The sequence below is a fragment of the Aquabacter spiritensis genome, assembly GCF_004346185.1.
Classification (GTDB): Bacteria; Pseudomonadota; Alphaproteobacteria; order Rhizobiales; family Xanthobacteraceae; genus Aquabacter; species Aquabacter spiritensis.
Genome location: NZ_SMAI01000012.1, coordinates 17,023 through 42,804, shown reverse-complemented (window position 1 = coordinate 42,804; position 25,782 = coordinate 17,023). Strand labels below are relative to the sequence as shown.

At 69.3% G+C, this 25,782-nt stretch carries 28 protein-coding genes; 11 read left to right on the top strand and 17 right to left on the bottom strand.

Annotation, left to right across the window (positions count from 1 at the left end; translation table 11 throughout):
- The first annotated feature begins 178 nt into the window (after positions 1–178).
- Positions 179–658 carry a VOC family protein gene (locus tag EDC64_RS17315; protein ID WP_132033685.1) on the top strand — a complete coding sequence of 160 codons (480 nt, stop codon included), beginning with the start codon at positions 179–181 and terminating at the stop codon, positions 656–658.
- A gap of 185 nt (positions 659–843) precedes the next feature.
- Here the strand turns inward: EDC64_RS17315 and EDC64_RS17310 are convergent, their stop codons facing one another.
- Positions 844–2,649, bottom strand: a complete 1,806-nt coding sequence (locus EDC64_RS17310) for a class I poly(R)-hydroxyalkanoic acid synthase (protein WP_245504762.1) — start codon at positions 2,647–2,649, stop codon at positions 844–846.
- Between the two features lie 145 nt (positions 2,650–2,794).
- Here EDC64_RS17310 and EDC64_RS17305 point away from each other — a divergent pair, with 145 nt between their 5' ends.
- Both EDC64_RS17305 and waaF read left to right on the top strand, forming a co-directional pair.
- Positions 2,795–3,133, top strand: a complete 339-nt coding sequence (locus EDC64_RS17305) for a hypothetical protein (RefSeq protein ID WP_132033683.1) — start codon at positions 2,795–2,797, stop codon at positions 3,131–3,133.
- 75 nt (positions 3,134–3,208) lie between these two features.
- Complete coding sequence (waaF, locus tag EDC64_RS17300; RefSeq protein WP_132033681.1) at positions 3,209–4,204, top strand: lipopolysaccharide heptosyltransferase II; 996 nt, start codon at positions 3,209–3,211, stop codon at positions 4,202–4,204.
- A 3-nt stretch (positions 4,205–4,207) separates the two neighbouring features.
- On the opposite strand, the gene EDC64_RS17295 is transcribed toward waaF, so the two are convergent.
- Genes EDC64_RS17295 through EDC64_RS17275 form a run of 5 tightly spaced genes read right to left on the bottom strand, consistent with a single transcriptional unit; the run spans position 4,208 to position 8,171 of the window.
- Positions 4,208–4,939, bottom strand: coding sequence for a (5-formylfuran-3-yl)methyl phosphate synthase (locus EDC64_RS17295; protein ID WP_132033679.1), 732 nt, complete (start codon positions 4,937–4,939; stop codon positions 4,208–4,210).
- Entirely contained in the window at positions 4,936–5,502 is a 567-nt protein-coding gene (locus EDC64_RS17290) for a DUF447 domain-containing protein (RefSeq protein ID WP_132033677.1), read from the bottom strand. The genes EDC64_RS17295 and EDC64_RS17290 overlap by 4 nt, the downstream gene beginning before the upstream one ends.
- On the bottom strand, positions 5,499–6,923 hold the full coding sequence (locus tag EDC64_RS17285; protein ID WP_132033675.1) for a DUF6513 domain-containing protein: 1,425 nt from the start codon (positions 6,921–6,923) through the stop codon (positions 5,499–5,501). The genes EDC64_RS17290 and EDC64_RS17285 overlap by 4 nt, the downstream gene beginning before the upstream one ends.
- A 43-nt stretch (positions 6,924–6,966) precedes the next feature.
- Positions 6,967–7,524, bottom strand: a complete 558-nt coding sequence (locus EDC64_RS17280; protein ID WP_132033673.1) for a flavoprotein — start codon at positions 7,522–7,524, stop codon at positions 6,967–6,969.
- Positions 7,521–8,171: an amino acid kinase family protein gene (locus tag EDC64_RS17275; protein ID WP_132033671.1), complete on the bottom strand. Its 651-nt coding sequence runs from the start codon at positions 8,169–8,171 to the stop codon at positions 7,521–7,523. The genes EDC64_RS17280 and EDC64_RS17275 overlap by 4 nt, the downstream gene beginning before the upstream one ends.
- A gap of 136 nt (positions 8,172–8,307) precedes the next feature.
- Here EDC64_RS17275 and EDC64_RS17270 point away from each other — a divergent pair, with 136 nt between their 5' ends.
- From EDC64_RS17270 to EDC64_RS17260, 3 genes are all read left to right on the top strand, one after another.
- A complete protein-coding gene (locus tag EDC64_RS17270) occupies positions 8,308–8,739 on the top strand; it encodes a c-type cytochrome (RefSeq protein WP_132033669.1) in 432 nt (143 codons plus the stop codon).
- Complete coding sequence (locus EDC64_RS17265; RefSeq protein ID WP_132033667.1) at positions 8,736–9,476, top strand: 16S rRNA (uracil(1498)-N(3))-methyltransferase; 741 nt, start codon at positions 8,736–8,738, stop codon at positions 9,474–9,476. The genes EDC64_RS17270 and EDC64_RS17265 overlap by 4 nt, the downstream gene beginning before the upstream one ends.
- Positions 9,477–9,797: 321 nt before the next feature.
- Positions 9,798–10,919, top strand: a complete 1,122-nt coding sequence (locus EDC64_RS17260) for a carboxylate-amine ligase (protein WP_132033665.1) — start codon at positions 9,798–9,800, stop codon at positions 10,917–10,919.
- Between the two features lie 40 nt (positions 10,920–10,959).
- On the opposite strand, the gene hspQ is transcribed toward EDC64_RS17260, so the two are convergent.
- Together hspQ and EDC64_RS17250 are read right to left on the bottom strand one after the other, a co-directional pair.
- Positions 10,960–11,277: a heat shock protein HspQ gene (hspQ, locus tag EDC64_RS17255; protein ID WP_245504768.1), complete on the bottom strand. Its 318-nt coding sequence runs from the start codon at positions 11,275–11,277 to the stop codon at positions 10,960–10,962.
- Between the two features lie 179 nt (positions 11,278–11,456).
- Positions 11,457–12,497, bottom strand: coding sequence for an HpcH/HpaI aldolase/citrate lyase family protein (locus tag EDC64_RS17250; RefSeq protein ID WP_132033661.1), 1,041 nt, complete (start codon positions 12,495–12,497; stop codon positions 11,457–11,459).
- Positions 12,498–12,651: 154 nt separating this feature from the next.
- On the opposite strand from EDC64_RS17250, the gene EDC64_RS17245 reads away from it, so the two are divergent.
- Positions 12,652–13,455 (top strand): gamma-glutamylcyclotransferase family protein, encoded by an 804-nt coding sequence (locus EDC64_RS17245; protein ID WP_245504761.1) that lies wholly within the window; start codon positions 12,652–12,654, stop codon positions 13,453–13,455.
- Between the two features lie 208 nt (positions 13,456–13,663).
- On the opposite strand, the gene EDC64_RS17240 is transcribed toward EDC64_RS17245, so the two are convergent.
- Complete coding sequence (locus EDC64_RS17240) at positions 13,664–14,104, bottom strand: hypothetical protein (protein WP_132033659.1); 441 nt, start codon at positions 14,102–14,104, stop codon at positions 13,664–13,666.
- A gap of 242 nt (positions 14,105–14,346) precedes the next feature.
- On the opposite strand from EDC64_RS17240, the gene EDC64_RS17235 reads away from it, so the two are divergent.
- The 4 genes from EDC64_RS17235 (at position 14,347) to sciP (ending at position 19,331) form a co-directional block, all read left to right on the top strand.
- Positions 14,347–15,249 (top strand): glycine--tRNA ligase subunit alpha, encoded by a 903-nt coding sequence (locus tag EDC64_RS17235; protein ID WP_132033889.1) that lies wholly within the window; start codon positions 14,347–14,349, stop codon positions 15,247–15,249.
- Positions 15,246–16,544, top strand: a complete 1,299-nt coding sequence (locus EDC64_RS17230) for an MFS transporter (RefSeq protein ID WP_245504760.1) — start codon at positions 15,246–15,248, stop codon at positions 16,542–16,544. The genes EDC64_RS17235 and EDC64_RS17230 overlap by 4 nt, the downstream gene beginning before the upstream one ends.
- Positions 16,545–16,655: 111 nt before the next feature.
- On the top strand, positions 16,656–18,890 hold the full coding sequence (gene glyS / locus EDC64_RS17225) for a glycine--tRNA ligase subunit beta (protein ID WP_132033655.1): 2,235 nt from the start codon (positions 16,656–16,658) through the stop codon (positions 18,888–18,890).
- A gap of 165 nt (positions 18,891–19,055) precedes the next feature.
- Positions 19,056–19,331, top strand: coding sequence for a CtrA inhibitor SciP (gene sciP, locus EDC64_RS17220; RefSeq protein WP_132033653.1), 276 nt, complete (start codon positions 19,056–19,058; stop codon positions 19,329–19,331).
- Positions 19,332–19,361: 30 nt separating this feature from the next.
- On the opposite strand, the gene phnN is transcribed toward sciP, so the two are convergent.
- The 8 genes from phnN to phnG are packed head-to-tail and all read right to left on the bottom strand — an operon-like array spanning position 19,362 to position 25,769.
- Complete coding sequence (phnN, locus tag EDC64_RS17215; RefSeq protein WP_132033651.1) at positions 19,362–19,940, bottom strand: phosphonate metabolism protein/1,5-bisphosphokinase (PRPP-forming) PhnN; 579 nt, start codon at positions 19,938–19,940, stop codon at positions 19,362–19,364.
- The gene (locus tag EDC64_RS17210) at positions 19,937–21,076 is read right to left on the bottom strand and encodes an alpha-D-ribose 1-methylphosphonate 5-triphosphate diphosphatase (protein WP_132033649.1); all 1,140 of its coding nucleotides are present in this window, start codon (positions 21,074–21,076) and stop codon (positions 19,937–19,939) included. The genes phnN and EDC64_RS17210 overlap by 4 nt, the downstream gene beginning before the upstream one ends.
- On the bottom strand, positions 21,073–21,822 hold the full coding sequence (phnL, locus tag EDC64_RS17205) for a phosphonate C-P lyase system protein PhnL (RefSeq protein WP_132033647.1): 750 nt from the start codon (positions 21,820–21,822) through the stop codon (positions 21,073–21,075). Before phnL ends, EDC64_RS17210 begins: the two co-directional genes overlap by 4 nt.
- Positions 21,819–22,601 (bottom strand): phosphonate C-P lyase system protein PhnK, encoded by a 783-nt coding sequence (phnK, locus tag EDC64_RS17200; RefSeq protein WP_132033887.1) that lies wholly within the window; start codon positions 22,599–22,601, stop codon positions 21,819–21,821. The genes phnL and phnK overlap by 4 nt, the downstream gene beginning before the upstream one ends.
- A 41-nt stretch (positions 22,602–22,642) precedes the next feature.
- On the bottom strand, positions 22,643–23,539 hold the full coding sequence (locus EDC64_RS17195) for an alpha-D-ribose 1-methylphosphonate 5-phosphate C-P-lyase PhnJ (protein WP_274594956.1): 897 nt from the start codon (positions 23,537–23,539) through the stop codon (positions 22,643–22,645).
- A complete protein-coding gene (locus EDC64_RS17190; RefSeq protein ID WP_132033645.1) occupies positions 23,536–24,714 on the bottom strand; it encodes a carbon-phosphorus lyase complex subunit in 1,179 nt (392 codons plus the stop codon). The genes EDC64_RS17195 and EDC64_RS17190 overlap by 4 nt, the downstream gene beginning before the upstream one ends.
- Positions 24,715–24,717: 3 nt before the next feature.
- On the bottom strand, positions 24,718–25,317 hold the full coding sequence (phnH, locus tag EDC64_RS17185; RefSeq protein WP_132033643.1) for a phosphonate C-P lyase system protein PhnH: 600 nt from the start codon (positions 25,315–25,317) through the stop codon (positions 24,718–24,720).
- Positions 25,317–25,769, bottom strand: coding sequence for a phosphonate C-P lyase system protein PhnG (gene phnG, locus EDC64_RS17180; RefSeq protein WP_245504759.1), 453 nt, complete (start codon positions 25,767–25,769; stop codon positions 25,317–25,319). Before phnG ends, phnH begins: the two co-directional genes overlap by 1 nt.
- Positions 25,770–25,782: the final 13 nt, after the last annotated feature.

Here is a 25,782-nt window from a genome sequence, read left to right as displayed (position 1 = left end):
CCGCCGACCCCAGAAGTGCTGGCGCAATTGGGCGGTGCGCGGGACGATTTGTCGGAAACGGTCAACCGATCTGTGCCCGCGCGGGTCAGGATCGGCGCGGCTTTAAAATCCGGCAGACCCGATGTCGGCGGCGGGGCCGGCTGCGCGTCCTTTGGGCTGCGCAACCGAGGAGGCCGCCATGCAAATCCGGCAGAAGATCACCCCGTTTCTCTGGTTCGACGGCAATGCCGAGGAGGCGGTCGATTTCTATGTCGCCGCCTTTCCGGACTCCCGGATCCTGAAGGTGGGCCGGTATGGAAAGGCGGGGCCGGGTCCCGAGGGCTCGGTCATGACGATCGCCTTCGAACTCGCCGGGCAGACCTTCGGCGCGATCAATGGCGGCCCGCATTTCAAATTTACCGGTGCGGTGTCGCTGTTCGTCGATTGCGAAACCCAGGCGGAGATCGACCGTCTGTGGACGACGCTCGGCGAAGGCGGGGAGGGCCACGATTGCGGCTGGCTGACCGACCGGTTCGGCCTCACCTGGCAGATCAATTCCTGGCAGGTGCCGGAGATGATCGTCTCCGGCACGCCGGCGCAGTCGGAACGCGCCATGCGCGCGATGATGGGGATGACGAAGATCGACCTCGCCGCCATCCGGCGCGCCTATGCGGGATAGAGCGGAACGTTGCGGCGGACCGCGATCGGCACGGCGACGACGAAGGGGCGCGACCGAGGGCACGCTCCGATCGATCCGAGTCGCGAACCGATCGGCAAAGCGGTCGCTCTCGTTGGTCCCGGGCCGGATCCGACCAGGGTCGCTCCGACCTTACCGGATCCGGGCCGAGGGGCTGCGTGGCGGTTTCAGGAGCGCTCGCGCACGTAGCGCCCCGGGGCGTCCTCGATCGCGTTGAAATGCCCGCCGCCGATCGGCCGGGCCGGCACGTCCTCCGGGTGGAGCGCGGAGAACCAGGCGACCCAGTCCGGCCACCAGGAGCCCGGATGTTCCTGCGCGCTCTTCAGCCAATCGTCGAACTCGCCTTTGGCCTCGCCGCCGGTCCAATGCTGGTATTTCTGCTTGGAGGGCGGGTTGACGACGCCGGCAATGTGGCCGGACCCGGCCAGGACATAGCGCACAGGCCCGCCGAGGAGCCCCGCGCCGATGAAGGCCGAGCGGGCCGGGGCGATATGGTCCTCGCGCGTCGCGAGATCGTAGACCGGGATCGTCACCTTGCTCATGTCGATGCGCTCGCCGCCGATCTCCGCCTTGCCGCGCGCGATATTGTTCTCGAGATAGCAGTTGCGCAGGTAATATGAGTGGTTGGCTGCCGGCATGCGGGTGGAATCCGCGTTCCAGAACAGCAGGTCGAAGGGGAAGGGGGCCTTTCCCTTCATGTAATTGTTGACCACATAGGGCCAGATCAGATCGTTCGAGCGCAGCATGTTGAAGGCGCTCGCCATCTTGCGGCCCTCGAGATAGCCGAATTCCTTCATCCGGCGCTCGAGCACGCCCAATTGCTCCTCGTCGACGAACACCTTCAGGTCGCCGGCATGGGTGAAGTCGATCTGGGTGGTCAGGAAGGTGGCGCTGGCGACGCGGGTGTCCTTCTTCGCCGCGAGATAAGCGAGCGTGACGGCCAGAAGGGTCCCGCCGACGCAATAGCCGACCGTATGCGCCTGCTCCTCGCCCGTCGCCTTCAGCACGGTGTCGAGCGCCGCGAGGATGCCGTCGCGCATATAATCGTCGAAGCCCTTAGCGGCGAGGCGGGCGTCCGGATTGACCCAGGACACCACGAACACGGTCAGGCCCTGATCGACCAGCCATTTGATGAAGGATTTTTCGGGGGTCAGGTCGAGAATATAGAATTTGTTGATCCAGGGCGGCACGATCAGAACCGGCACCTTCTTCACCGACGGGGTCGACGGCTCATACTGGATGAGCTGCATCAAATCGGTCTCGAAGATCACCTTGCCCGGCGTGGTCGCGAGATTGCGCCCCACCTCGAAGGCCGACATGTCGGTCTGGCGGATGCGCAGGTCGCCCTTCCCCTCGATCAGGTCCTCGGTGAGATTCTTCATGCCCCGCACGAGGTTCTCGCCCGAGGAATTGACCGTCTCGCGCAGGAGCTCGGGATTGGTCAGGATGAAGTTCGAGGGCGAGATGGCATTGGTCAATTGCCGCACCAGGAACCCGGCCTTGTGCTTGACGTGCGGGTCGAGCGTGTCGGCTTCCTTCACCATCGCGTCGGCCCATTGGCTGGTGACGAGATAGGTCTGCTTGAGGGCGTCGAAGAACGGGTTCGTGGACCATTCCACGTCCTTGAAGCGGGCATCGCGCGGATCGGGTGCGACCACCGGCTCGGCCGGCTCCCCCGACATGCGCCGCAGCGCCGCGGTCCAGACGCCGAGATAGCCGGTCATCAGCCGCGCCTGCGCCTCGACGGTGCGCTGGGGATCGGCCAGCCAGTATTCCGCCACGGTCCCGATGGTCTTCACCGCATCGGCGACGTCGTCGGCGAGATCGTCCTTCTTGCCTTCCTCGCGGGGGCGGATATAGGCGGCCAGCGCCTTGCCGCCCTCTTCCACCAATTGCGCGAGATTATGGGCGAACGCATCCATGTCGAGCTTCGGGGGAGGCGGATCCGCGATGATTTTCTTGTTCGTCGCCATGAGGCTTCCCTTGGTTCAGGACCGATCGGAAATCGCCGCGTCGGGCCTGTATCGCGTTTCCGGCTTCGGGCATAGTAACGGGGCGTAAGCCGGCAGGCGAGGGCGGAGCCCGCCGCGTCGACAGAGTTCGGGGTTCGGAGCTTTCATGGGTGGAATAGGACAGGGCGAAGCCGGCAAGTCCGTGGCGGGCAGCCCCATGGCGGGCGGTTCCGCGACACGCATCGTACGCCTCGCGATCGCGGCGGGATGTGCGCTGCTCCTCGCTGGCTGCGCGGGGGAGGGCATATTCGGCATGTTCGGCCCCAAGGAGCCGGAGGTTCCTCAGGCGCCGGCCGGGCAATATCCGACCTTCATCCCCGCCGCGGCGCCGTCCCGTCCGCCGGTGCTCGACGCGGCCGGTCAGGCGAAGATGGAAAAGGACCTCGAAGCCCTCGGCCGGCAGACCCAGCAGAAGGGCGAGGCCGCCGCCGCGGAGAGCCCTTGACGGGCAGGTTCCGCGGGGGCATGAGCTGGGGTATGTGGGTGTTGCGGGGCTGGTACGTCGGGCTGGAAGCGTAATGTGACATCGGCCCCAATTCTCATCGCCGGCTTCGGCGGCATCGGCGACCATATTCGCTGTTTCGCGCTCGCGCGGCACATCGCGCTGCAGGAGCCGGGGGCGCAGATCGACTTTCTGTGCCGCAGTCCGGTCGACCGCCTCGTGCCCTTCGTGCCGCATCTGCGGGGCGCCTTCGTGGACGATACGCCGCACGGACGCTTCGGCCTGCCGCAGAAGCTGCGGCTCGCCGCGCGGCTGCGGCGGCAGGGCTATCGGCGTGCTTATATCGTCAGCCGGACGCTGAAGGCGGCGCTGGTGCCCTTTCTCGCCGGCATTCCCGAGCGCGTCGGCTGGTTCGGCGAAGGCCGGGCGGTTCTGATCAACCGGGTCTGTTCCGGCGAGGCGCGGCTCTACGGCGAAACCGAGAAGGTCTGCGCGCTCGCCTTTTCCGGCCGCCTCGCCGCCTGCGGCGCGATGCTGCCGCCGGAAATGGTGATCCCCCCGCCGGTGCTCGAGGCCTGGCGCCGCGCGGCGCTCGGCGGCATGCCGGCCGGCCCGGTCCTCGCTTTGGGACCCGGCGCCTATAATGACCGGCGGATCTGGCCGCCGGAGCGCTTTGCCGAGATCGCCCGGCGCTTCGCCCGGCGGGGCTGGGACATCTGGCTCCTCGGCGGCCCGCGCGAACAGGCGGTGGCCGCGATGATCGCCGGCGCCGCGCCGATCCGCGACTTCACCGCGACCCCGCTCGACGCGGCCGCCTGCCAATTGGCGAGTGCCGACCTGTTCCTCGGCAACGATTCCGGTCTGCTGCACATGGCGGGCGCGCTCGGCGTGCCGAGCGTCGGCCTGTTCGGGCCGACGGTGCTCGAAGTGACCGGACCGCGCAATCCGGGCGTGGTCGAGGTGCGGCCGCCGGATCGCGGCATCGACCTGCGCGACGTGACGATCGAGGCGGTGGATGCCGCGCTTCTCGCCCGCATCGCCGCCTGCCGCGGCCTGCGGCCGGTCTCGGCCTGAAGGTCAGACCGCGTCAGGGAGGCGCGCCGCGCGGTCGAGCCGCGCGCGCACGTCCGCGAGGGCGGCGGCCTCCATCCGCCCGATGCGGCCGCCGGAACACAGCGCGCCGCGGAAGCCGAGATAATCGGGCGCGAGCGCGGCGAGCGGGGCGATATCGGTGGTGCGAAGCGACCCGGCGAGCCCAGTGAGGAGCCCGCGCCCGCGCGCCTCGGCGACGAAGGCGCCGAGCCGCGCGTCCGCCAGATGATGGCGCAGGGCGCCGCCCGCTTTGTCCGCCGTGTCGAGCATGGCGCCGTGGAAACCGGCGGCGGTGAGCGGGCCGAGCAGGGCGAAATCGGGATCCTGGTCGGCGAACAGCACGGCGACGAGGCGCGCACGCCGGGCGAGCGGGGCAAGCCCCGAGATCGCCGCGACCACCGCGGCCGATGTCAAGCCCTTGGTGGCGAAGCCGATTTTCACAAGGGGAATGCCCGTCGCCGCCACCGCCTCCGCCGCTTGGGACAGGGCGTCGGCCGTGCAGGGATGGTCGCCGACCGTGGCGCTGAGCAACGGCCGCGCGGCCCCGGCGCGGTGCTTCACCGCGCGCTCGAGGGCATCCAGTTCCCAGGCGCCGAGCGCCCCGGCGGCCGGATCCTTCAAATCCACGATGTCGGCGCCGCCAGCGATGGCGAGCGCCATCTCCTCGGGCGTCGCGACGCTGGCGAGAAGCCCCGGCCGGGGTCCGGCGGCGATCATGCGGCGCCCCCCGTCCGGTGCGCCGCCACCGCCTGGCACAGCCAGTCGAAGGCCTCGCGCTCCGCCGGCCCGCCGGTCTTGGCGACCGGGATTTCCAGCGCCGCCATCTCGCGCGCGATCCGGTCCGCGTCCAGGAGCCCGAGGCGGGAGACCAGGATCGCCGCCTCGATCACCGCCGCCACGGCGCGATTGAGCCCGGCGAAGGGGGCGTGGTTGGCCTGGTGCACCACGCGGCAGAGGAAGCGCGGGCGCACGGCGTCGTCGTCCATATGGGTGACTTCGACCTCGGCATGGGCCAAGGCGGCGGCGAGGCGCACGCCGGGAATGCGCGTCGCCGGAGCGGTCGGCCAATCCCGTCGGCGGCCGGTGATGCAGCCGGCGAAAATCCGCGCATCGTCGGTGAAATTGATCACGCCGCAGCGCTGCGCGGCGAGATGATCGAGGGTCCGGGACGGTCGGAAGGGCTGCAGCACATAGCCCGTTTCGGTCACGGTGGCGCCCATCGGGGCGAGGTGCGGTGCGCCGTCGGGGCCGAGCGTCGTCACGATCGCCTCGCGGATCATGCCTCGTCCTCCGCGTCCGGGCCGGGACGGGGGGACAGGGTCGGGCCGGCGGCCTTGAATGCCAGCCGATGGCGGTCGGGTTCCGGGGGCGCCGGCCCCCCGGCCACGCCCCAGTCCAGGGCCTCGTCCTGGGCATAGCGCTTGCCGAGGCGATGGGCGATCTCGGCGCGCGCCGTCTCGACGCCGAGATAGAAGGCGTGCGCCGCATCGCCCTCGACCTCGAGGTGCGGAAACAGCGCGAACGGATCGGCGGCGAGATGGTGGCCGTCGCGGTTGAAGGCGTGAATCCCCTCCGCGGTGACCGCGATGCGGTAATTGGCGTCACGAACCGAGGCGGCGAGGCGCCGGACGTCCGCGTCCGAGGCCGCATGCGGCTTGCGGTCGCGCAACGCCATCAGGCCCCCACCAAACCCCTGCGGCAAGGCGCCGGCCTCCCGCGCCGCATAGAATTCGCGCCGCGCGCGGTCGCATTCGCGCACCGCCGACCGGCAATGCGGGCTGACCTCGACCGCCAGCACGGCATTCAGGCGCAGCTCGGAGACGATCCCCATCAGAAGGGCGGTCATCCCCGTCGTGTCGGCGTCGGTCAGTTCGGTCAGATTGCCGATGCCCATCAGGATGGGCGCGTCCGGCAGAAGCCGCCGCAATTCGGCGTAGCGCTGAAGCGAAGCGGTGAAGCCGAAATGGATCGGGTCGAGGATGGGATCGGCGAGGAACCGGCGGTTCGCCTTGCGGCAGGCCTCGACCGCGCGCACCAGCGAGGCGAGGTCGCCCGGGCGCGCCGGGACCAGGACCGGAACGGCCGGCGTGCCGAGGCCGATAGCGAGCGTGTCCTCGGTGAGGCTGAGGAGATAATCGGCGCCCGCCTGCGCGCCGCGCGCGAGTTCGGAGGGATCGAAGGAATCGATGCTGACGGCGAAACCTTCGGCCTTGAGCGCGGCGATCGCCGCTTCGATATGGTCGAAGGCTTCCCCGGGCACGGCGCCGAGGTCGATGACGTCCGCCCCGTCCGCGCGATAGGCGTGGGCGCGGGCGAGAAGGTCGCCGATCGCAAGGCGCGGGGCATCGACGATTTCTGCGAAGATCGTCACGTCATGGCGCGACAGGTCGGCGCTTCGCCCCGTGCGGGCGAAGAAATCGGGCAAATCGGCGGCCTCGTCCGGGCCGCGGACGAAAGGCAGGCCGAACCGGAGCGACAGGCGGTCGAGATTGCCCCGGAAGCGCCCCGGCATCACCACCCGGTCCACGCGCTCGGGTAGATGTAGCCGGCGCTCCACGATCTCCGCCGTCATCAAGGCGGCCACCTTGACGCCGATATTGATCACCACCGGATCGAGCCGGTCGTCGCGCAGCGCGGCGGCGATCTTCGCGAGCCGCGGCTCCGCGAGACTGCCGGTGAGCAGGGCGACCCGCTCGGTCATGGCGCCCGCCTTTCCCCCGCCGCGCCGCGGGGGAAGCGGCGCGCTAGGCGGGACGGCATGGGTGCAGACCGTTCCGGCGGACGCGGACGGCCGAGACGAGGTCGGCGAAGCTTTCCGCCACCACCGTGTCGTCGAAGCTCTTCAGACGGGTCGTATTCTCGAGGTCGATGCGGCGCGGATAGACCTTCACCGGGCCGCCCGGCGCCATCGTGGTCAGTTCGGGCGCGCTGTCGCAGGCGAAGACGATGGCGGGGATCCGGCATTTTCCGGCCTGGGCGAAGCAATTGGTGACCAGCGTGTCGGAGATCCCGAGGACGCATTTCGCCACCGTATTGGAAGAGGCCGGCGCCACCACCAGCGTATGGTAGCGGCCTTCATAGAACAGGCCGACCGGCGCCGCGCTCGCGGTGGTGTCGCGGAACACTTTGGTCGAGGGCGGCAAAGGATGGCCGTCCTTGCGGTACATCCGCAGCACTTCGGCCGCCGCCGCCGAGACGAACAGGTCGACATCGCCGATCTCTGCGAGCAGATCGAACGTCTCGGAGAAAAAATGACCGGAGCCGGACAGGGCCCAGGCCCAGCGCGGGGCGGGGGCGTTCATGCGGCGCTCCGACGGGGGAGGGGACCGAACAGACGCGCGATCCCGGCCGCATCGTCGGCGGCGATCACATGGACCGGACCGCCGAACGCCGCCGCATAGGCGGCAAATGCCCCGTCGACGCGCCCGGATCGCGTCCAGCCGGCGATATCGGCGGACGTCGCGGCAGCGGCATTCATGGGCGGGACGGCGCCGGGTGCCTTCACCAAGACCACGCGTGCGGCGCCGATCCGCCGGGCGAGCCAGCAGGCCAGACTGTCCGACGTGACATCCCAGCTTTCTTCGATGTCGTCGGCGCCGAGCAGTTCGGTGGCCGGGAACCACAGGCCGGCGCGATGGCGGCGCACCTCGTCCAGGGTCCGCAAGGGGCGCAGCGCAGGGGCGATGTCGCGCAAAGCGTGCGCCATCTGCTCCATCCCGAGGATCGCCATGCGGTGGCAGGCGCCGCGCGACAGACGCAGCGGGCCTTCCGCATGCCGGACGGCGTCCGCGAACGGTCCGCCGCCGGGCACGATCACCACATCGTCGCGCGTCGCGAATTGCGCCGTGAAGGTGAAGAGGTCCGGCGCCCCGGCGAGGCTTCCGCCCAGCTTGACGACGATCGTCCCGGGCGTCGGCGGGGCGGAAGGAGCGGGGACGGCAGGCGGCATGCGCCGATGGTATCCGAGCCGCCGCCGGCATCCAAGTCTCGGGCCGGCGGCCCTTAGGTGCACGGGGTGCGACCTTGGCGCATTGAGGTTCGGCCGCTTCCGGTGCATATCCCGCGTCATGGACCGCTCTCCGCTCATGGCTCCGTCCCGCGCCCGTCCGATCCTGGCCGTTGCGACCCTGGGGCTTGCCCTTTTGTCGCCGCCGCTCCACGCTGCGGAGCCCGACATCGCCAAAGGCGAGCAGGCGTTCCGCAAATGCCTGCCCTGCCATGCCGTCGGGCCCGGCGCCAAGGCCAAGGTCGGCCCCCCGCTGAACGGGATCGTCGGCGCGCGCTGGGCGGCTTTTCCCGGTTTCACCTATTCGCAGGACCTGCGCGACGGCGGTGCGGCCGGCCGGACCTGGGACGCTGCGACGCTCGATGCCTATCTCGCCAATCCGAAAGTGGTGGCGCCCGGTGGGCGGATGGCCTTTTTCGGCATCAAGGGCGAAGCCGAGCGGGCCAATCTGATCGCCTATCTCAAGGGCTTCTCCGCCTCCGGCGCGACCGGCGCGGAGGATGGCAAATGAGCATTCCCCTCCGCACGCAGCGCCTCTTCGTCTCCGAACCGCTCGCCGAAGACGCGCAGGTCGCCCTGGCGCCGGACCAGGCGCATTACGTGAACAATGTGATCCGGCTGCCGGAGGGCGGCGCGCTGCTTCTGTTCAACGGGCAGGACGGGGAATGGCTGGCGCACCGCATCGCGGGCCCGAAGCGGGCCGTGCAGATGCGGATCGAGCGGCGGATCCGCGACCAGACCCCGCTCGGCACCGTCGATTATGCCTTCGCGCCGCTGAAGCATGCGCGGCTCGATTATATGGTTCAGAAGGCGGTCGAGATGGGCGTCGGGCGCCTCTCGCCCGTCGTGACCCGCCACACCCAGGTCGCGCGCGTCAATCTCGACCGGATGCGGGCGAATGCGATCGAGGCGGCGGAGCAATGCGGGATCCTCGCGATCCCCGACCTCGACGATCCGCTTCCCCTCGAGCGCTGGCTCGGTGGCCTGCCGGCCGAGCGCTTGCTCGTCTTCTGCGACGAAGCCGCCCCGGTGGCGGATCCGATCGCGGCGCTGACCGGCGCGCCCGCGGGCGCTGCGACCCTCCTGATCGGGCCGGAAGGCGGTTTTGCGGCGGAAGAGCGCGCGATGCTGCGCGCGCGGCCGCGGACCCTGATCCTCTCGCTCGGCCCACGCATCCTCAGGGCGGACACTGCAGCGATCGCGGCGCTGGCGCTGATTCAGGCGACGCGGGGCGATCTGCGGGGCTGACCCGTTCGGGCCTTCGGCCGCTTGCTTGCCGGTGGGGAATGAAATTTCCGCCCATCCCTGCCTCTGCGAGCATTTGCGAGTAAAACCACAGGCGCGGGACGCAGCCCGTGTGTCGAAACGATAGAATTCGAAAACTGATCCGGCCGGGCTAAAGGCGTATTTGCGCCGCGACGATGGACTATTTGCCTTGCGGGACATGGGGCGCTCCGTTCGCGCCAGACACAAGCGCCTGCGCCGTGCGATTTTTCACCGATCGAGGAAACCGCGGACGCGAGCGTGGCGTTTAAGGCTCGCTTCAGGAGTGAGGCGGAGGGAGATTTCATGTCCCAGGATTATCGCTTCGGCATCGAAGAGGAATTCTTCGTCGTCGATGCGGACACCAACACCGTTCAGCGGCGCATGCCGGCCGGCTTCTTCGACCAGCTGAAGCTGGCGCTCGGCGATGCCGTGACGGTCGAACTGCTGCAATCCCAGCTGGAGATCGCGACCGAGCCGGCGACCTGGACGGGCGGGGCGCTGGAGGACCTGCGGGATCTGCGCGGGCGCGCGGCGCGGGTCGCCGCCGAACATGGGCTCGGCTTCATCGCTGCCGGCACCCATCCCACGGCGACCTGGGACGGGGTGCGGCACACCCAGGCGAACCGCTATGACAGCCTGATGGAAGATCTCCAAATGCTGGGCGAGCGCAACATGGTGTGCGGCCTGCACGTCCATGTCCAATTGCCGGATCCCGATCAGCGCGTCGACGTGATGCGGCGGATCCTGCCTTATATCCCGCATTTCATCGCGCTCGCGACCTCCTCGCCGTTCTGGGGGGCGAAGCAGACCGGGCTGATGGGCTATCGCCTGGCGGCCTATGACGAACTGCCGCGCACCGGCCTGCCGGAACTGTTCGAGGACAATGCGGCGTACCAGGCCTATGTGCAGGCCCTCGTCGCGGCGGGGGCGATTGCGGATTCGAGCTATGTGTGGTGGGCGATCCGGCCCTCGTCGAAGCATCCGACGCTGGAATTGCGCGCGCCGGACAGCTGCACCCGGGTCGAGGATACGGTCGCGATCGCGGCTTTGTACCGGAGCCTCGTGCGCTTCCTGGTGCGCAATCCCGACCATAACCGGCAGGTCGGCGCGGTGGATCGGGCGATCGCGAACGAGAACAAATGGCGGGCGCAGCGCTACGGCGTCCACGGCTCGTTCGTCGACCGCGTGCAGCAGCGGGCGGTGGGCGTGCCCGACGCGGTCGAGGCGCTCATTGCGCTGGTTTCCGACGACGCCCACGCGCTGGGCGCGCTGGATGCGCTGCTTCATCTGCGCACCATCGCAACGGACGGGACCAGCGCGGACATGCAGCTCGCCATCTATGACGAGGCGCAGCACCGCACCGGCAATCGCGGCGAGGCGCTCAATGCGGTGAAGACCTGGCTTGCCGAGACCACGCTGCAATGACGTTCCCGGCTGCGGGCGCGCGCATCCCGGGCCGGACGGATCAGTTCAGAAGGTCGCGGCGCACCTGCCAGCCGCCCTCGCCATCCTCGGCGAGGGCTTCGGCGACCTGCGGGTGGCGCACCGGCTCGTCGGAATTGTCCCGTTCCAGATTCTGTTCGGAGACGTAGGCGACATATTCGCTTTCCGCATTCTCCGCGAACAGATGGTAGAACGGCTGGTCCTTGTGCGGCCGGATCTCTTCGGGAATGGCGAGCCACCATTCCTCGGTATTGTCGAAGACGGGATCGACGTCGAACACCACGCCGCGGAACGGGAAGTGCTTGTGGCGCACGACTTCGCCGATCCGGAACTTGGCCAGGCGGGGCGTGAACGCGTTCGCGGCGCGGGGCGTTTCGGCGACGAGGGCGTGTCCCCCAGTGATGGCACCACGACGGCGCGCCGGGGCGAGGGGGGCGGCATCCCTTGGCTTCTGATTGTGCGGCATGAGCGGCCCCCTTGTTTTACCCCCTGATGCCACCCCCCGGCGGCGGGCGCAACTTACAATCCGTACAGTTTTGCGAGATCGGCGTCCTTGGCGGCCACGATCCGCGCGAGATCGACGATCACCTTGGCCTGTTTCCAGGTTGCATCATCCTGCATCTTCCCGTCGATCATCACCGCGCCGGCCCCGTCCGGCATCGCTTCCAGGATCTTGAGGGCGAAGGCGACCTCGCCCGGGTCCGGGCTGAAGACGCGCTTGGCGATATCGATCTGGGTCGGGTGCAGCGACCAGGCGCCGACGCAGCCCTGCAGGAAGGCGTTGCGGAACTGGCTCTCGCAGGCCGCGAGGTCGCCAAAATCGCCGAACGGGCCGTAGAACGGCTTGATGCCGTTGGCGGCGCAGGCATCGACCATCTTGCCGACCGTATAATGCCAGAGATCCTGCTGATAGCCGGCGCGGGGCGCATCGCCATCGGCGTCGGCGAGCACCTTATAGTCGGGATGGCCGCCGCCGACGCGCGTCGTCTTCATGGCGCGCGAGGCCGCAAGGTCCGCCGGGCCGAGGCTCATGCCGTGCATGCGCGGGGAGGCGGACGCGATCGCCTCGACATTCTTCACGCCCTCGGCGGTCTCGAGAATCGCGTGGATGAGGATCGGCTTGCCGATGGCGTGCCGGGCTTCGAGCTGGGCGAGCAACTGGTCGAGATAGGCGATGTCCCAGGGGCCGTCGACCTTGGGCAGCATGATCACGTCGAGCTTGTTGCCGATCGCCCCGACGATCTCGATCACGTCGTCCAGCGCCCACGGGCTGTTGAGGGCGTTGATCCGTGTCCAGAGCCCGGTCGATCCGAAATCGACCGCATGGCCGAGCGCGATGAAGCCGGCCCGGGCGGCTTCCTTCGCGTCGATCGGGATCGCGTCTTCCAGATTGCCGAGAACCACGTCCACCTGCTTGGCGAGGTCGGGCACCTTGGCCCGCAGCTTCTCCAAATGGGGCGGCACGAAATGGATCATCCGCTCCAGGCGGACGGGCAGGTCGCGATAGGGCGCGGGCGCGCCGATGGCGAGCGGCTTGAAGAAATTTCGTGGCAGCTTCATTGGCATCCCCCCTCGGCAGCGTCAGAATGCGACGGGAGTCTGGGGGCGGCAAGGACGAAGTTGCATTGCAGCATTCACAGGGCACAGAGCCACATCGTACCGAGCCACGTCGTGCCGATCTGCCGGCGCGGCGTGCACCTGGGAGATCCCGCACATGGTGATGACCCGCCGCGCTTTCCTCGCGGGATTGGCGGCGGCGCCCGCCGGGCTGTCGGCCGTCCCGGCCTGGGGGAAAGAGAATTACTGGCGCGAGCCGCTCGCGGCGCCGCCAACCGATTTCATCTTCGGCTATGGCAGCCTGATCAACACGCCCTCGCGCGAGAGCACCGGGCGGCCGGGCATGGGCGTGGTCCCGGCGCGGCTGTCGCCGGACTTCGGCCTGATCCGTTCCTGGTGCGCGCGGGGCGGCAACTTCACGGCGCTGGGCCTGCGGCCGCGCGGGGCGGGCGAAGCCGGCGCCAGCATCAATGGCGTGGTGTTTCCGGTCGATGCCGAACTTCTGCCGCGCTTCGACCGCCGCGAAGGCGGGTATGACCGGGTCGCCGTCGCCCGGCCGCTGATCGAGCCTTTGTCCTGGCAGGGCCTGCCGGAGACCGGAACCATCTGGGCCTATGTGCCCAAGCACGTCGCCGATGCCGCCGCCGTGCCGCTCCTGCCCGATGCGCACCGCCCGCTGGTTCAGTCCTATATCGACCTCGTCCTTCTGGGCGCGCTGGAATATGGCGAGAGCTATGCCGCCGAGCTGATCGCGACGACGGCGGATTGGGGCGCCTTCTGGCTCAACGACCGGGAGACGGCCCGCCGGCCCTGGGTCGCGCTCCCGAAAGCCGGGACGATCGACGGCCTGCTCCGCCGCACCATGCCCGCGTCGGCGTCGTTTCCCGACCGGCTGTTTCCGGAGACCTATACGGCGCGCCATCTGTCCGCGCTCCGGGAGAGCCCCGCGCCCGCGCGCTGAGCCCGGTGCCGGGGATTGCCGCCCGGACGCGAAATGGCCCCGGAGCGGGGGCTCCGAGGCCATTGTCGTCGCCCGGCGGCGGGACCGCGGTCACCCGCCCGGCATCACCGTGGCGGGACGCCTGGGTCCGACCGCTGGCGGGCGGCACCGGCTTGGGTGTTCGAGCCGGAGGTGGTCCCGCTGCGCGGCACCGGGCCGGCCGGCGCCATCATCGTGCCGACGAGGTCGAACCCGGCGAGCCGCCCGGAGTTGCCTGTGTGCGGCCGCCCTGCTGAGCCGGACCAGCCTGGGTGTTCGGGCTGGCCGTGGTGCCGCTCTGCGGCGTGGGTTGCGCGGCGGGGCTGGCCGGATTGATCACGCCGGCGCCGCTATATCCCGGGGTCGCCTGGGTGCGGCCGCCCTGCTGGGCCGGGCCGGCCTGGGTGTTCGGGCTGGCCGTGGTTCCGCTCTGCGGCGTGGGCTGCGCCGCCGGATTGGCCGGATTGATCATTCCGGGGCCGCTATATCCCGGCGTGGCCTGCGTGCGGCCACCCTGTTGGGCCGGGCCGGCCTGGGTGTTGGGGCTCGCGGCCGTTCCGCTCGTCTGGGCGGACGCGCCGACGGTGGTGAGGGCAAGCAAGGCTGCCGTGACAAGGCTGAGCTTACGCATGCAAAATTCTCCTTTCGCCTCCCGTTGTCCCCAAGAACGCACCTCAAGCCGTTGAGTTCATTCACAGCATTGTGGGTTCGCCGGCCACGTCGGACGGGAACAATTCGCCGGCTCCACCCGCGTGTGCGCCCGGCGCCGGGCTTGATCTGGTGCGGCGCCGCAACTAGTGTCCGCGCGCCCCCGAGACCTCCCTCGGCTCATCGCCCGCAGGACTGAAGATGGATCCGGCCCTTCCGCCGCACATGCGCCCGGACGCCTCGTTTCAGGGGTTGCTCCTGACCTTGCAGCGCTTCTGGGCCGACCAGGGCTGCGTCATCCTCCAGCCCTACGACATGGAGGTGGGCGCCGGCACGTTTCACCCCGCGACGACGTTGCGGGCGCTCGGGCCGCGTCCCTGGAAGGCCGCCTATGTGCAGCCTTCGCGCCGGCCGAAGGACGGCCGATACGGCGAGAACCCGAACCGTCTCCAGCATTATTACCAATTCCAGGTGATCCTGAAGCCGTCTCCAGAGGACCTCCAGGATCTCTATCTCCGGTCGCTCGCGGCGATCGGCATCGATCTGCGCCTGCACGACGTGCGGTTCGTCGAGGACGATTGGGAGAGCCCGACGCTGGGTGCGTGGGGGCTCGGCTGGGAATGCTGGTGCGACGGGATGGAAGTGTCCCAATTCACCTATTTCCAGCAGGTCGCCGGCTTCGAATGCGCGCCGGTGTCCGGCGAGCTGACATACGGCCTCGAACGCCTCGCCATGTATGTGCAGGGCGTCGAGAACGTCTACGACCTCAATTTCAACGGCCGCACCGGGACCGAGAAGGTCACGTATGGCGACGTCTTCAAGCAGGCGGAGCAGGAATATTCGCGGCACAATTTCGAGCACGCCGACACCGCCATGCTGCTCGAACAGTTCCGCATGGCCGAAGGCGCGTGCACGCGCTATCTCGCCGCCGGGGACGGCGGGCCGCGCCATCTGATGGTGCTGCCGGCCTATGACCAGTGCATCAAGGCGTCCCACGTCTTCAATCTTCTCGACGCCCGCGGGGTGATCTCCGTCACCGAGCGGCAGAGCTACATCCTGCGGGTCCGCGAACTGGCCAAAGCATGCGGTGCCGCCTGGCTGCGGACCGAGGCCGGGGGCGCGGCGTGACCATTTCGGCCCTTGACGGGCCCCGCGTGGGAACGGACGGGCCGCGGGCGACAATCACGCCGCGCATGATCGCCGCCGGCTCTCTCGGCAACATGCTCGAATGGTATGACTTCGCCGCCTATGGCTTTCTCGCCAGCGTGTTCGCGAAGAATTTCTTCCCCAGCGCGGACCCGTTCGTCGGGCTGATCTCCGCCTTCGGCATCTTCGCCGCATCCTTCCTGATGCGCCCGCTCGGCGGGTTGATCTTCGGCCATATCGGCGACCGCCACGGCCGGCGCCTGGCGCTTTATATCTCGGCCGGCATGATGTCGGTCTCCACCGTCGCCATCGGCCTTCTGCCGACCTATGGGCAGATCGGCGCCGCGGCGCCGCTTCTCCTCCTCGCGCTGCGTCTCCTGCAGGGTGTTTCGATCGGCGGAGAATACACCATGGCGGCCATTTTTCTCGGCGAGAACGCCCATGCCCGGCGGCGCGGGGCGATCACCGGCTTTGCCGGGCTCGGCGCGACGGGGGGCACGCTGCTCGGCTCGGCCGTGGGGGCGCTCACCGCGTCGGTGCTGACGACCGACCAATTGGTGGCGTGGGGCTGGCGGCTGCCCTTCCTCGCCGGCATTCTGCTCGGCGGGTTCACCTTGCTCCTGCGCCGCTCGGCGAACGAAATGCCCGAGCCCGTCGCCCCGCCGGGCCAGGCGCCCATCGTGGCGGCGCTGCGCGAGGATTGGCGCAACATTCTGCGCGGCATCGCGCTCAACGGAATGCTGGGGGCGAGCTTCTATCTCGTCTTCGTCTATCTCACGACCTACATGCACCAGATCGACGGCCTGCCCGAGCGCGAAGCGCTGCAGATCAACACGGTGAGCATGATCGTTCTGCTCGCGCTCGCCTTCTTCTTCTCGGCCCTCACCGACCGCGTGGGGCGCAAGATCGTCGTCGTCGGGGGGCTTGCGGGTCTGGTTCTGTTCTCGTGGCCGCTGTTCCGGCTGATCGACAGCTCGGACCCGGCGCTGATCCTGATGGGCCAGATCGGGTTTGCCGTTCTGATCGCGGCTTATGCCGGACCGATGCCGGTGGTCCTGGTCGAGATGTTCAAGCACAAGACCCGGTGCACGGCCTTGTCGATTTCGTACAATGTCGCCGCCGGCCTGATCGGCGGGACGGCGCCGATGGTCGCCGTCTATCTCGTGAACCGCACGCAGAACGACATGTCTCCCGCCTTCTATCTCATCGGCCTCGCAGCACTTTCGCTCGCGGCCGCGCTGACCCTGAAGGACCGGACCGGGCAGTCCTTGACCTAACGTTTTTCGCGCGGCCCGGCCGGGCCGCGCGACTTCGCGGTCTCGACGCCGGGACGGAAACCTTCTAGGCAGTCCCCTCCGCCTCCAACCGGCTGCCGCGCCCCGAAAGCCATGCCAGATCTTCTCCTCGAACTCTTCAGCGAAGAAATTCCCGCGCGCATGCAGGCGCAGGCGGCGGACGCGCTGCGCCGGCTGGTGACCGATGCCTTGGTCGAGCGCGGCCTGCTCTATGAAGGCGCCAAGGCGTTCGTGACGCCGCGCCGCCTGGCGCTTGCGGTCCACGGTCTTCCCGGCCGGCAGAGCGATGTGCGGGAGGAGCGCAAGGGACCTCGGGTCGGGGCGCCGGAGGCGGCTCTCCAGGGCTTCCTCAAGGCCGCGGGCCTCACATCGATCGATCAGGCGAAGGTCCAGACCGATCCGAAGAAAGGCGATTTCTACGTCGCACGCGTCGAGCGGCCCGGCCGGCCCACCACCGAGGTGATCGCCGAGATCGTTCCGGACATCATCCGGTCCTTCCCTTGGCCGAAATCGATGCGCTGGGGATCCGGAACGCTGCGCTGGGTGCGGCCGCTCCAGTCCATCCTGTGCACCTTTGGAACCGAGATCGAGGATCCCGAAGTGATCCGCTTCGAGGTCGACGGCATCGTCGCCTCGAACGTCACCTATGGCCACCGCTTCCTCGCGCCGGGGGCGATCGAAGTGCGCCGGCTCGAGGACTGGCTGGCCAAGCTCGAAGCCGCCAAGGTCATCGCCGACCGCGACCGCCGCAAGGCGGCGATCCTGGCCGATGCCAAGGATCTCGCTCTGGTCCACGGCCTCGAACTGATCGAGGACGAGGCGCTGCTGGATGAGATTTCCGGTCTCGTGGAATGGCCGGTCGTGCTGATGGGCGTGTTCGAGGCGGCCTTTCTCGACATTCCCGACGAGGTGATCCGGGCGACCATCCGCGCCAATCAGAAGTGCTTCGTGCTCCGGGACCCGCGCACCGGACGGCTCGCCAACCGCTTCATCCTGGTCTCCAATCTCGCCGCCAGCGACGGCGGCGCGCAGATCGTCGCCGGCAATGGCCGCGTCATCCGCGCCCGACTGTCGGACGCCAAATTCTTCTGGGACACGGACCGCCGGACGAAGCTCGAGGACCGGCTGGCGCGCTTTGCGCAGATCACCTTCCACGAGAAGCTGGGTTCGCAGGCGGCGCGCATCGACCGCATCGCCCTCCTGGCGCGGGCGCTGGCGCCGCAGATCGGGGCCGAACCCGGGCTCGCCGAGCAGGCGGCGCGCCTCGCCAAGGCGGATCTCCTGACCGAGGTGGTGGGGGAATTCCCCGAGCTTCAGGGGCTCATGGGCCGTTATTATGCGCAGGCCGAGGGGCTCGCGCCCGAGATCGCGGCTGCGAGCGAAGAGCATTACAAGCCGCAGGGCCCCGCCGACCGCGTTCCGACCGCGCCGGTCTCGGTCGCCGTGGCGCTGGCCGACAAGATCGATACACTGGTCGGGTTCTGGGCCATCGACGAGAAGCCCACCGGCTCGAAGGACCCCTATGCCCTGCGCCGCGCGGCGCTCGGCGTGATCCGCATCGTGCTCGACAACCGGCTGCGCCTGAAGCTCCAGCCGATTCTGATCGAGGCGTCGCGGCCGATCCTGGGCGAAGCGCATTACGACGCGCATCCGCACGATGTGTTCCACCTCGAATCGCTGGCCGACAAGGTGGTCAGCGATCTGCTGCGCAACCTCTCGCGCCGCCTCGTCAAGGCTGGGCCCGACACGCCGCCGGGCGATATTGCGCGGGTCGAGGGGCTTTCCATGGCCGCCGATCTGTCGGCAGATCTCCTGGCCTTCCTGGCCGAGCGGCTGAAGGTCCATGTCCGCGAGCGCGGGGCGCGGCACGACCTGGTCGATGCGGTGTTCGCGCTGCCGGGGCAGGACGACCTGTTGATGATCGTGCGGCGGGTCGAGGCGCTCCAGAGCTTCCTCGAGACCGAGGACGGCCGGATCCTGCTCGCGGGCTATCGCCGCGCGGTCAATATCCTGCGCATCGAGGAGAAGAAGGACGGCGCCCGCTATGCCGGGCCGGCCGACGCGCGCCGTCTGGTCGAGCCCGCGGAGGAGCGGCTCGCCGCGGCGATCGAAACGGTGAAGGGCCAGGTTGCCGAGGCCGTGGCCGGCGAGGATTTCGCGGCGGCGATGGCGGCTCTCTCGCATCTGCGCGGCCCCGTCGACGCCTTCTTCGAGGCGGTCACGGTGAATGCGACGGACGGCGAACTGCGCGTCAACCGCCTGCGGCTGCTGGACGAGATCCGCGACGCGACGCGCGTCATCGCCGATTTCGACCGGATCGAAGGCTGACCGCAGCCCGGACGGGCACGGGCGCGCCTTGCGCGGATCCAATAATTCGCTTCATAAGCTGTTAAGACAAGTAAATAACATATTCTACTTGTCCTTTAGGGAAATGTTCATCGGCTTCGCTCACGATTGCCTTGGGTTGGGTTCGTGTAATGGGTGAGCGTAACGATGACCGATGCGTATCGGCCAAGAGTCAAATACGTCATAGGGCCGGATGGAAGTCCGCTGACCGTAGCGGATCTTCCTCCGCCCGACACCCGCCGCTGGGTGATCCGGCGCAAGGCGGAAGTCGTCGCGGCGGTGCGCGGCGGGCTGATCAGCCTGGAGGAGGCCTGTCGGCGCTACACGCTGACGGTCGACGAATTCCTGTCCTGGCAGGCATCGATCGACCGGCACGGCCTGCCGGGCCTGCGCACCACGCGCATCCAGCATTACCGGCAATAAGCGCGGGTCCGCCGGTGCGCGGCGGGCGGTCTACGTGCGCGCCGCGGCCCTGCATTCATCGGCGGTGCGGGCGATGAAAGCGGCGAGCTGCGCGCTGCCTTCGGCGGCGGTCCCGACATTCTCGATCTCGAACTGCGGCGGCGCGTCCAAAGGCGGCGTGCGGGCCAAACGCGCGGCGACATCGCCGCCGGTCTCGCGTCCGCGCGCCGCGATGCGCTGGGCGAGGACCTCCGGCGGGGCCGTGACATGGACAATCTGGAGCATGGCGAAGCGCTGCCGCGCCGCGGGCAGGGTTGCGCGCGAGCCGTTCGCGACCACGGTGTCGCCCGCCGCCAGCCAGGCCACCACCTCCGGGCCGAGCGCATAAGACAATCCGTGGGCGTCCCAATGCAGGGCGAACGTCGCGCGCTGCGCGGCAAAGGCGTCCGGCGTGAGGGTGCCGTGCGCCTCTCCGGCGCCGGGGGCGCGGGTGACGAGGCGGCGGGCGAATCGAATATCCGCCCGGTCGGCGAGGTGCGCCCGCGCGCCGTCGATCAACGTGTCCTTGCCGGCGCCCGACGGGCCGACCACGAGGATCAGCGGCCCGGGGCCGAGCAGGGCCGGCCTCATGCGACGCGCCGTCCCGCGCGCCACACCGCCTTGACCACCGGCAGGTCGCCGGCCAACGCCACCTGGATCAGATCGGCGCGCCGGCCGGGCATCAGCGCGCCCCGGTCGGTGAGGCCCGCCGCTTCGGCCGGGTTCAGAGAGACCATCCGCACGCTCTCGGGAAGCGGGATCGCGGGATTGCGGCGCGGCAGGTCGAAGGCGGCCCAGAGCAGGCTCGAGGGCACATAATCGGACGACAGGATGTCGAGGAGACCGGCGCCGGCCAGCGCCTCCGCCGCCGCGTTGCCGGTGTGGGAGCCGCCGCGCACCAGGTTCGGCGCGCCCATCAGAACCCGGATTCCGGCCGCGTGGGAGAGCCGCGCGGCGGCTTCGGTGGTGGGGAATTCCGCGATCGACACGCCGTCGCCGATCGCCTCGGCGACATGGATGTCGGTTGCGTCGTCATGGCTGGCGAGGACGATGCCGCGCTGATGCGCCATCGCCACCAGGCGGGCCCGGTTGGCGCGCGCATAGCGCGCGTGAAAATCGAGCCGCGTCGCCACGATCACGTCCATTTCGGGGGCCGTGATGCCGCTCTTCTTCATGTAATAGGCGCGGAACTGCTCCACGCTGGTGAATTGGCGCTGCCCGGGCGTGTGGTCCATCAGCGAGACCAGCCGGACGTCGTGGCGCGCCATGATCGCCTCGGCATCCTCGGCGACCGTGTCGGTGGCGACCTCGCAGCGCAGATGGATGAGATGCTCGGCCCGCAGCGCGCCGGTGGCCTTCGCCGCGTCGAGCGCCTCGGCGAGGCTCGCCGCGTCGCCGTCCATCCCGACCGCCCGCTTGTCCGGCCAGACGCGCAGCGAATCGAACACGGTGGTAATGCCAGAGGCGGCGATCTGGGCGTCGTGGGCGAGCACCGCGGCGACCGGATTCCAGCGCACCTTGGGCCGCGGGACCAGATGCCCCTCGACATGGTCGGTATGCAGCTCGACGAGGCCCGGCAGCAGATAGTCGCCGCCGAGATCCTCGGCCGCGCGGGGCGTCGCGCCGGTTCCGGTCTCGACGATCGCCCCGTCCCGCACCACCAGATGGCCGGCCACGACCGCGTCGGGAAGGACGAGGCGCGCATTGGCGAACACGGTTTCCGTCATGGCTGGGCTCCGAACCGGGTCACGTCGACGATGCGGTCGGCGGCCGCGTCGCGCACCGCCGCATCGTGGAAGATGCCGAGCAAGGCGGTCCCGGCCGCCTTCTTTTCGGCGATGAGGGCGACGACGGCGGCGCTGTTCTCGGCGTCCAAGGAGGCGGTGGGCTCGTCCAATAGAAGCAAATCGCGCGGCGCGATGAAGCCGCGCGCGACGTTCACGCGCTGCTGCTCGCCGCCGGAAAAGGTGGCCGGCGGCAGCGCCCAGAGCCGTTCCGGCAGGTTCAGCCGGGCGAGCAGATCGCGGGCCCGCCGCGCCGCGATGTCCGCCGGCACGCCGTCGCCGCGCAGCGGCTCGCTGACGACGTCGAGGGTGGCGATGCGCGGGATGACGCGCAGGAACTGGCTGACATAAGCGATGCGCTCGCGGCGCAGCCGCAGCACGCGGCGCGGGGCGGCGGTCGCGACGTCCACCATCTGCGCGCCGTCGGCGATCAGGATCGCGCCGCTGTCGACGCGGTAATTGCCGAACGCCATCTTCAGGATCGAGCTTTTTCCCGCGCCCGAGGGGCCGCCGAGCGCGACGCATTCGCCCGGCGCGACCGTGAAGGAAAGCCCCTGCACGACCGGCAGGCGCAATCCGTCGCGCAGATGGAGCGTGAAGGCCTTGGTCAGCCCCTCGACACGCAGGCGGGGCGTTGCCGGCGCCGGGATCGGCCGAGGGTCGGGATGGCTGCGGGCCGGTCTGGTCATGCGGCGAGCACCGAGGCGACGAGGAGCTGGGTATAGGGCTCGCGGGGATCGTCGAGCACCTGGTCGGTCAAGCCGGTCTCGATCACCCGGCCGTGGCGCATCACCATGATGCGATGGGAGAGCAGGCGCGCCACGGCGAGATCGTGGGTGACGATGATCACGGCGGCGCCGAGATCGGCCACCAGCGAGCGGATCAGGTCCAGAAGGCGCGCCTGGACCGAGACGTCCAGGCCGCCGGTCGGCTCGTCCATGAAGACGAGGCGCGGGCGCGTCACCAGATTGCGGGCGATCTGCAGGCGCTGGCGCATGCCGCCGGAAAAGCCGCGCGGATCGTCGTCGATCCGGTCGTCGGCAATCTCGACCCGGCCGAGCCAATCGCCGGCCTCGGCGCGGATGGCGCCGTAATTGCGCCAGCCGATCGCCATCAGCCGCTCCCCGACATTGCCGCCCGCCGACACCGCCATGCGCAGCCCCTGTTCGGCATTCTGCCGCACGAATCCCCATTCGGTGCGCAGCAGCCGGCGGCGGTCGGCTTCGGGGAGGGTGGCGAGGTCGGTGAGCGCGTCGCCGGCCATTCTGTAGCCGACCGTGCCGGCGCTCGGCGCCAGTTCGGTCGCGAGCAATGCGAGCAGGGTCGATTTGCCGGAACCGGATTCGCCGACAATGGCCAGGACTTCGCCGGGATAGACATCGAGGTCGACGTCGAGGCAGCCGGCCCGCGCCCCGTAATATTTCGTCAGCCCGCGGGCGGAGAGAAGCGGCGGTTCGTCCGCGCTCATGTCGTTCGCGCCCACGTCGTCCGCGCTCATGTCGTTCGGGTTCATGGCTTGGACGTTCCTTTGGGCGCCCCCTGCGGCGCCATCGTGCCGGCATGGCCGGCAGCGCGGCGCTGGTCGCAATGGTCGGTGTCCGAGCACACGAACATGCGCCCGCCGCGATCGTCCAGAATCACCTCGTCGAGATAGACGTCCTCGGCGCCGCACAGGGCGCACGGCCGGTCGAAGCGCTGAACGCGGAACGGATGATCCTCGAAATCCAGCGAGACGACCCGGGTGTGCGGGGGAATGGCGTAGATCCTCTGCTCGCGCCCCGCCCCGAACAATTGCAGCGCCGGGCAGTCGTCGAGCTTGGGATTGTCGAATTTCGGGATCGGGGAGGGGTCCGTCACATAGCGCCCCGCGACCATGACCGGATAGGCATAGGTCGTGGCGATATGGCCGTGGCGGGCGATGTCCTCGTAGAGCTTCACGTGCATCAGGCCGTAATCGGCCAAAGCATGGAGCGTCCGCGTCTCGGTCTCGCGCGGCTCGAGGAAGCGCAGCGGCTCGGGGATCGGCACCTGATAGACCAGGATCTGTTCCGGCCCGAGCTTCGTCTCCGGGACGCGGTGGCGGGTCTGGATGATCGTCGCCTCCTTGGTCCGCGTCGTCGTCCGGACCCCGGCGGTCGCCGCGAAGAAGCTGCGGATCGCGACCGCATTCGTGGTGTCGTCGGAGCCTTGGTCGATGACCTTCAGGATATCGTCCGGGCCGAGAATGGCGGCGGTGACCTGGACGCCGCCGGTTCCCCAGCCATAGGGCATCGGCATTTCCCGGCTGGCGAACGGCACCTGATAGCCGGGGATCGCGATCGCCTTCAGGATCGCCCGGCGGATCATGCGTTTGGTCTGCTCGTCGAGATAGCCGAAATTGTAGGTGATCGTCGGCATCGCGCTCATTCGGGATCTCCGTCCTGCAGCGCGTCGGATGCCGCGGCATGCGCGCCGCGCATCAGGCGGACCAGGCCGAGTTCGGCCTGGAAGTCGACGTAATGCGGCAGCTTCAGATGTTCCACGAAGCCGGTGGACTGCACATTGTCGGAATGGGAGAGCACGAATTCGGCATCCTGGGCCGGGGCGCTCAAGGTCTCGCCCAGTTCTTCCCAGCGCATCGCCCGGTCGACCAGCGCCATCGACATGGCCTTGCGCTCGCTCTGGCCGAACACCAGCCCATAGCCGCGGGTGAATTGCGGCGGCGCCTCGGCTGTGCCGTGAAACTGGTTGACCATTTGGCATTCCGTGACGGAGACCGCGCCAAGCGGGACCGCAAAGCCCAATTCCTCCACGAACAGTTCGACCTCCACCTCGCCGATCCGGATTTCGCCGACGAAGGGATGCGTGCGGGCATAGCCGCGCTGGGTGGAATAGCCGAGAGCGAGCAGAAAGCCCTCGTCGCCCCGCGCCAGGTTCTGGAGGCGCGTCGCGCGGTCGGCCGGGAAGGCAAGGGGCGTGCGGGTGAGGTCCGGCGGCTCGGCGCCGGTATCGGCGGGCGCGGGCTCGATCAGCTTCTCGTCGCCGAGCAGGTCCGTCACCCGCGGGACCGGCGCGGCGGGCGTGCTCGTCTCCCCCATGGGGGGCTTGGGGGCGGCCTTTCCAGCGGCCTTCGAAGCAGCTTTCGCGCTGACTTTCGGCGTGGCTTTCGCCGCCGGGGCCGGCGCGGCCGGCGTCTGAGTCGCCAAAGCCGGATCGAGCAGGCGATGGGTGTAATCGAACGTGGGGCCAAGCAATTGGCCGCCCGGCAGGTCCTTGAAGGTTGCCGAGATGCGGCGCCGAAGCGTCATCGTCGCCGTGTCGACCGGCAGCGCAGCGCCGAACCGCGGCAAGGTGGTGCGCAGGGCGCGCAGCAGGAAGATCGCTTCGATCGTGTCGCCGCGCGCCTGTTTGAGGGCCAGGGCCGCAAGGTCGCGGTCGAACAGGCTGCCTTCGGCCATGACCCGGTCGACTGCCAAAGCGAGCTGTTCGCGAATCTGGTCGATGCCGATTTCCGGCACGGCGGGGTCGCCGCGGCGGGCCTCTGCAAGCAGCGCATGCGCATTGCGGATCGCCGTCTCTCCGCCTTTGACCGCGACATACATGGGTTAGTTTCCCTCCGCGAGGCGCACCGAGCGCGGCAGGCCGACGACGGCGTCGGGGGCGATCAGGAACAGATCGATCCCGAGCGGGAAGCCCGCGGCATTGGCGGCGATCCGTGCGGGAAAGTCGTCCGGCAGCGGCGCTGCGGAGACGCCGACACGGCCTGCAATCCCGGGCCCTTCAAGCCGGAGCGCGCCCGTTGCGAGCTTCGCGACCTGGACGAGAAGGGTCGTGGCGCGGTCCGGATAATCCGGGGTGCCCTGGGCGAAGACCTCGAATGGCGGCATCCGCGCGGCATCGCTGATCAAGGCGAAGTCGGCGTCGTGCGGCGCGGCGATGATCCGCGGCGCGGCATGGAAGCGCAGAAAGTCGGACACGGCCGGCGCCCCGGCCAAAGGCGCATCGAGCCAGACCGCCGTTTCGAAATCGAGCAGCGTCAGCGCGACGGCGGCGAGTTCTGGTGTAAGCGGCGGCGGGGGGGACAGCCGCGCGGCGAGCCGCTGCTTTCGGCCGGGGCGCGCGAGCGCCGACATCAGCGCCTTGAACACCCGCTGCGCGTCGCGCGCGGGATCCGCAAAGCCCATGGCCAGCGGGGGCGATGCCATCAGTCTTCTCCCCGCGCCATGGTGAAGAAATTCACCCGCGTCGCCTCGACCTTCGCCGCCGCTTCGGCCGCGGCTTCGGCGAGCCGACGGCGCACCGGCGCGAGCGCCTCCTCGACCACAGGCTGCGCCGCCGGGTCCTGCCAGAGGGCGTCGAGGATGGCGGCGGCGCGGGCCCGTTCGGGAGCCCGCCCGAGGAGATAGGAGACGCCGGTCACATCATTGAGCTGGACCGCCGCCCGCGTGACCGTGGCTTCCCCGAGATTGAAGGGGGCGCCGTCGCCGCCGATCCGGCCGCGCACCATGACGAGGCCGGTTTCCGCGGGGCGCGGCTCGCGCAACGGCGGGAGCGGCGTGAAGCGATCGATCGCCGCCTCGAGTTCCGCCTGATCGGCCCGCGCCAGAACCTGCATCAGGGCCTTGCGGCGCTGAACGGGATCCTCGGCAGATGTCATGGCAGTCCCCGTG

Bases quoted from the DNA above. Each gene is read 5' to 3' on its own strand.
- phnG (WP_245504759.1), bottom strand. From the start codon at position 25,769: ATGACATCTGCCGAGGATCCCGTTCAGCGCCGCAAGGCCCTGATGCAG.
- EDC64_RS17240 (WP_132033659.1), bottom strand. From the start codon at position 14,104: ATGCGTAAGCTCAGCCTTGTCACGGCAGCCTTGCTTGCCCTCACCACC.
- EDC64_RS17290 (WP_132033677.1), bottom strand. From the start codon at position 5,502: ATGATCCGCGAGGCGATCGTGACGACGCTCGGCCCCGACGGCGCACCG.
- EDC64_RS17305 (WP_132033683.1), top strand. From the start codon at position 2,795: ATGGGTGGAATAGGACAGGGCGAAGCCGGCAAGTCCGTGGCGGGCAGC.
- EDC64_RS17270 (WP_132033669.1), top strand. From the start codon at position 8,308: ATGGCTCCGTCCCGCGCCCGTCCGATCCTGGCCGTTGCGACCCTGGGG.
- EDC64_RS17250 (WP_132033661.1), bottom strand. From the start codon at position 12,497: ATGAAGCTGCCACGAAATTTCTTCAAGCCGCTCGCCATCGGCGCGCCC.
- EDC64_RS17190 (WP_132033645.1), bottom strand. From the start codon at position 24,714: ATGTATGTCGCGGTCAAAGGCGGAGAGACGGCGATCCGCAATGCGCAT.
- EDC64_RS17265 (WP_132033667.1), top strand. From the start codon at position 8,736: ATGAGCATTCCCCTCCGCACGCAGCGCCTCTTCGTCTCCGAACCGCTC.
- EDC64_RS17315 (WP_132033685.1), top strand. From the start codon at position 179: ATGCAAATCCGGCAGAAGATCACCCCGTTTCTCTGGTTCGACGGCAAT.
- EDC64_RS17245 (WP_245504761.1), top strand. From the start codon at position 12,652: ATGGTGATGACCCGCCGCGCTTTCCTCGCGGGATTGGCGGCGGCGCCC.
- EDC64_RS17235 (WP_132033889.1), top strand. From the start codon at position 14,347: ATGCGCCCGGACGCCTCGTTTCAGGGGTTGCTCCTGACCTTGCAGCGC.
- EDC64_RS17260 (WP_132033665.1), top strand. From the start codon at position 9,798: ATGTCCCAGGATTATCGCTTCGGCATCGAAGAGGAATTCTTCGTCGTC.
- phnL (WP_132033647.1), bottom strand. From the start codon at position 21,822: ATGACCAGACCGGCCCGCAGCCATCCCGACCCTCGGCCGATCCCGGCG.
- glyS (WP_132033655.1), top strand. From the start codon at position 16,656: ATGCCAGATCTTCTCCTCGAACTCTTCAGCGAAGAAATTCCCGCGCGC.
- EDC64_RS17310 (WP_245504762.1), bottom strand. From the start codon at position 2,649: ATGGCGACGAACAAGAAAATCATCGCGGATCCGCCTCCCCCGAAGCTC.
- phnH (WP_132033643.1), bottom strand. From the start codon at position 25,317: ATGGCATCGCCCCCGCTGGCCATGGGCTTTGCGGATCCCGCGCGCGAC.
- EDC64_RS17295 (WP_132033679.1), bottom strand. From the start codon at position 4,939: ATGATCGCCGCCGGACCCCGGCCGGGGCTTCTCGCCAGCGTCGCGACG.
- sciP (WP_132033653.1), top strand. From the start codon at position 19,056: ATGACCGATGCGTATCGGCCAAGAGTCAAATACGTCATAGGGCCGGAT.
- EDC64_RS17280 (WP_132033673.1), bottom strand. From the start codon at position 7,524: ATGAACGCCCCCGCCCCGCGCTGGGCCTGGGCCCTGTCCGGCTCCGGT.
- EDC64_RS17285 (WP_132033675.1), bottom strand. From the start codon at position 6,923: ATGACCGAGCGGGTCGCCCTGCTCACCGGCAGTCTCGCGGAGCCGCGG.
- EDC64_RS17210 (WP_132033649.1), bottom strand. From the start codon at position 21,076: ATGACGGAAACCGTGTTCGCCAATGCGCGCCTCGTCCTTCCCGACGCG.
- phnK (WP_132033887.1), bottom strand. From the start codon at position 22,601: ATGAGCGCGGACGAACCGCCGCTTCTCTCCGCCCGCGGGCTGACGAAA.
- EDC64_RS17275 (WP_132033671.1), bottom strand. From the start codon at position 8,171: ATGCCGCCTGCCGTCCCCGCTCCTTCCGCCCCGCCGACGCCCGGGACG.
- phnN (WP_132033651.1), bottom strand. From the start codon at position 19,940: ATGAGGCCGGCCCTGCTCGGCCCCGGGCCGCTGATCCTCGTGGTCGGC.
- EDC64_RS17195 (WP_274594956.1), bottom strand. From the start codon at position 23,539: ATGAGCGCGATGCCGACGATCACCTACAATTTCGGCTATCTCGACGAG.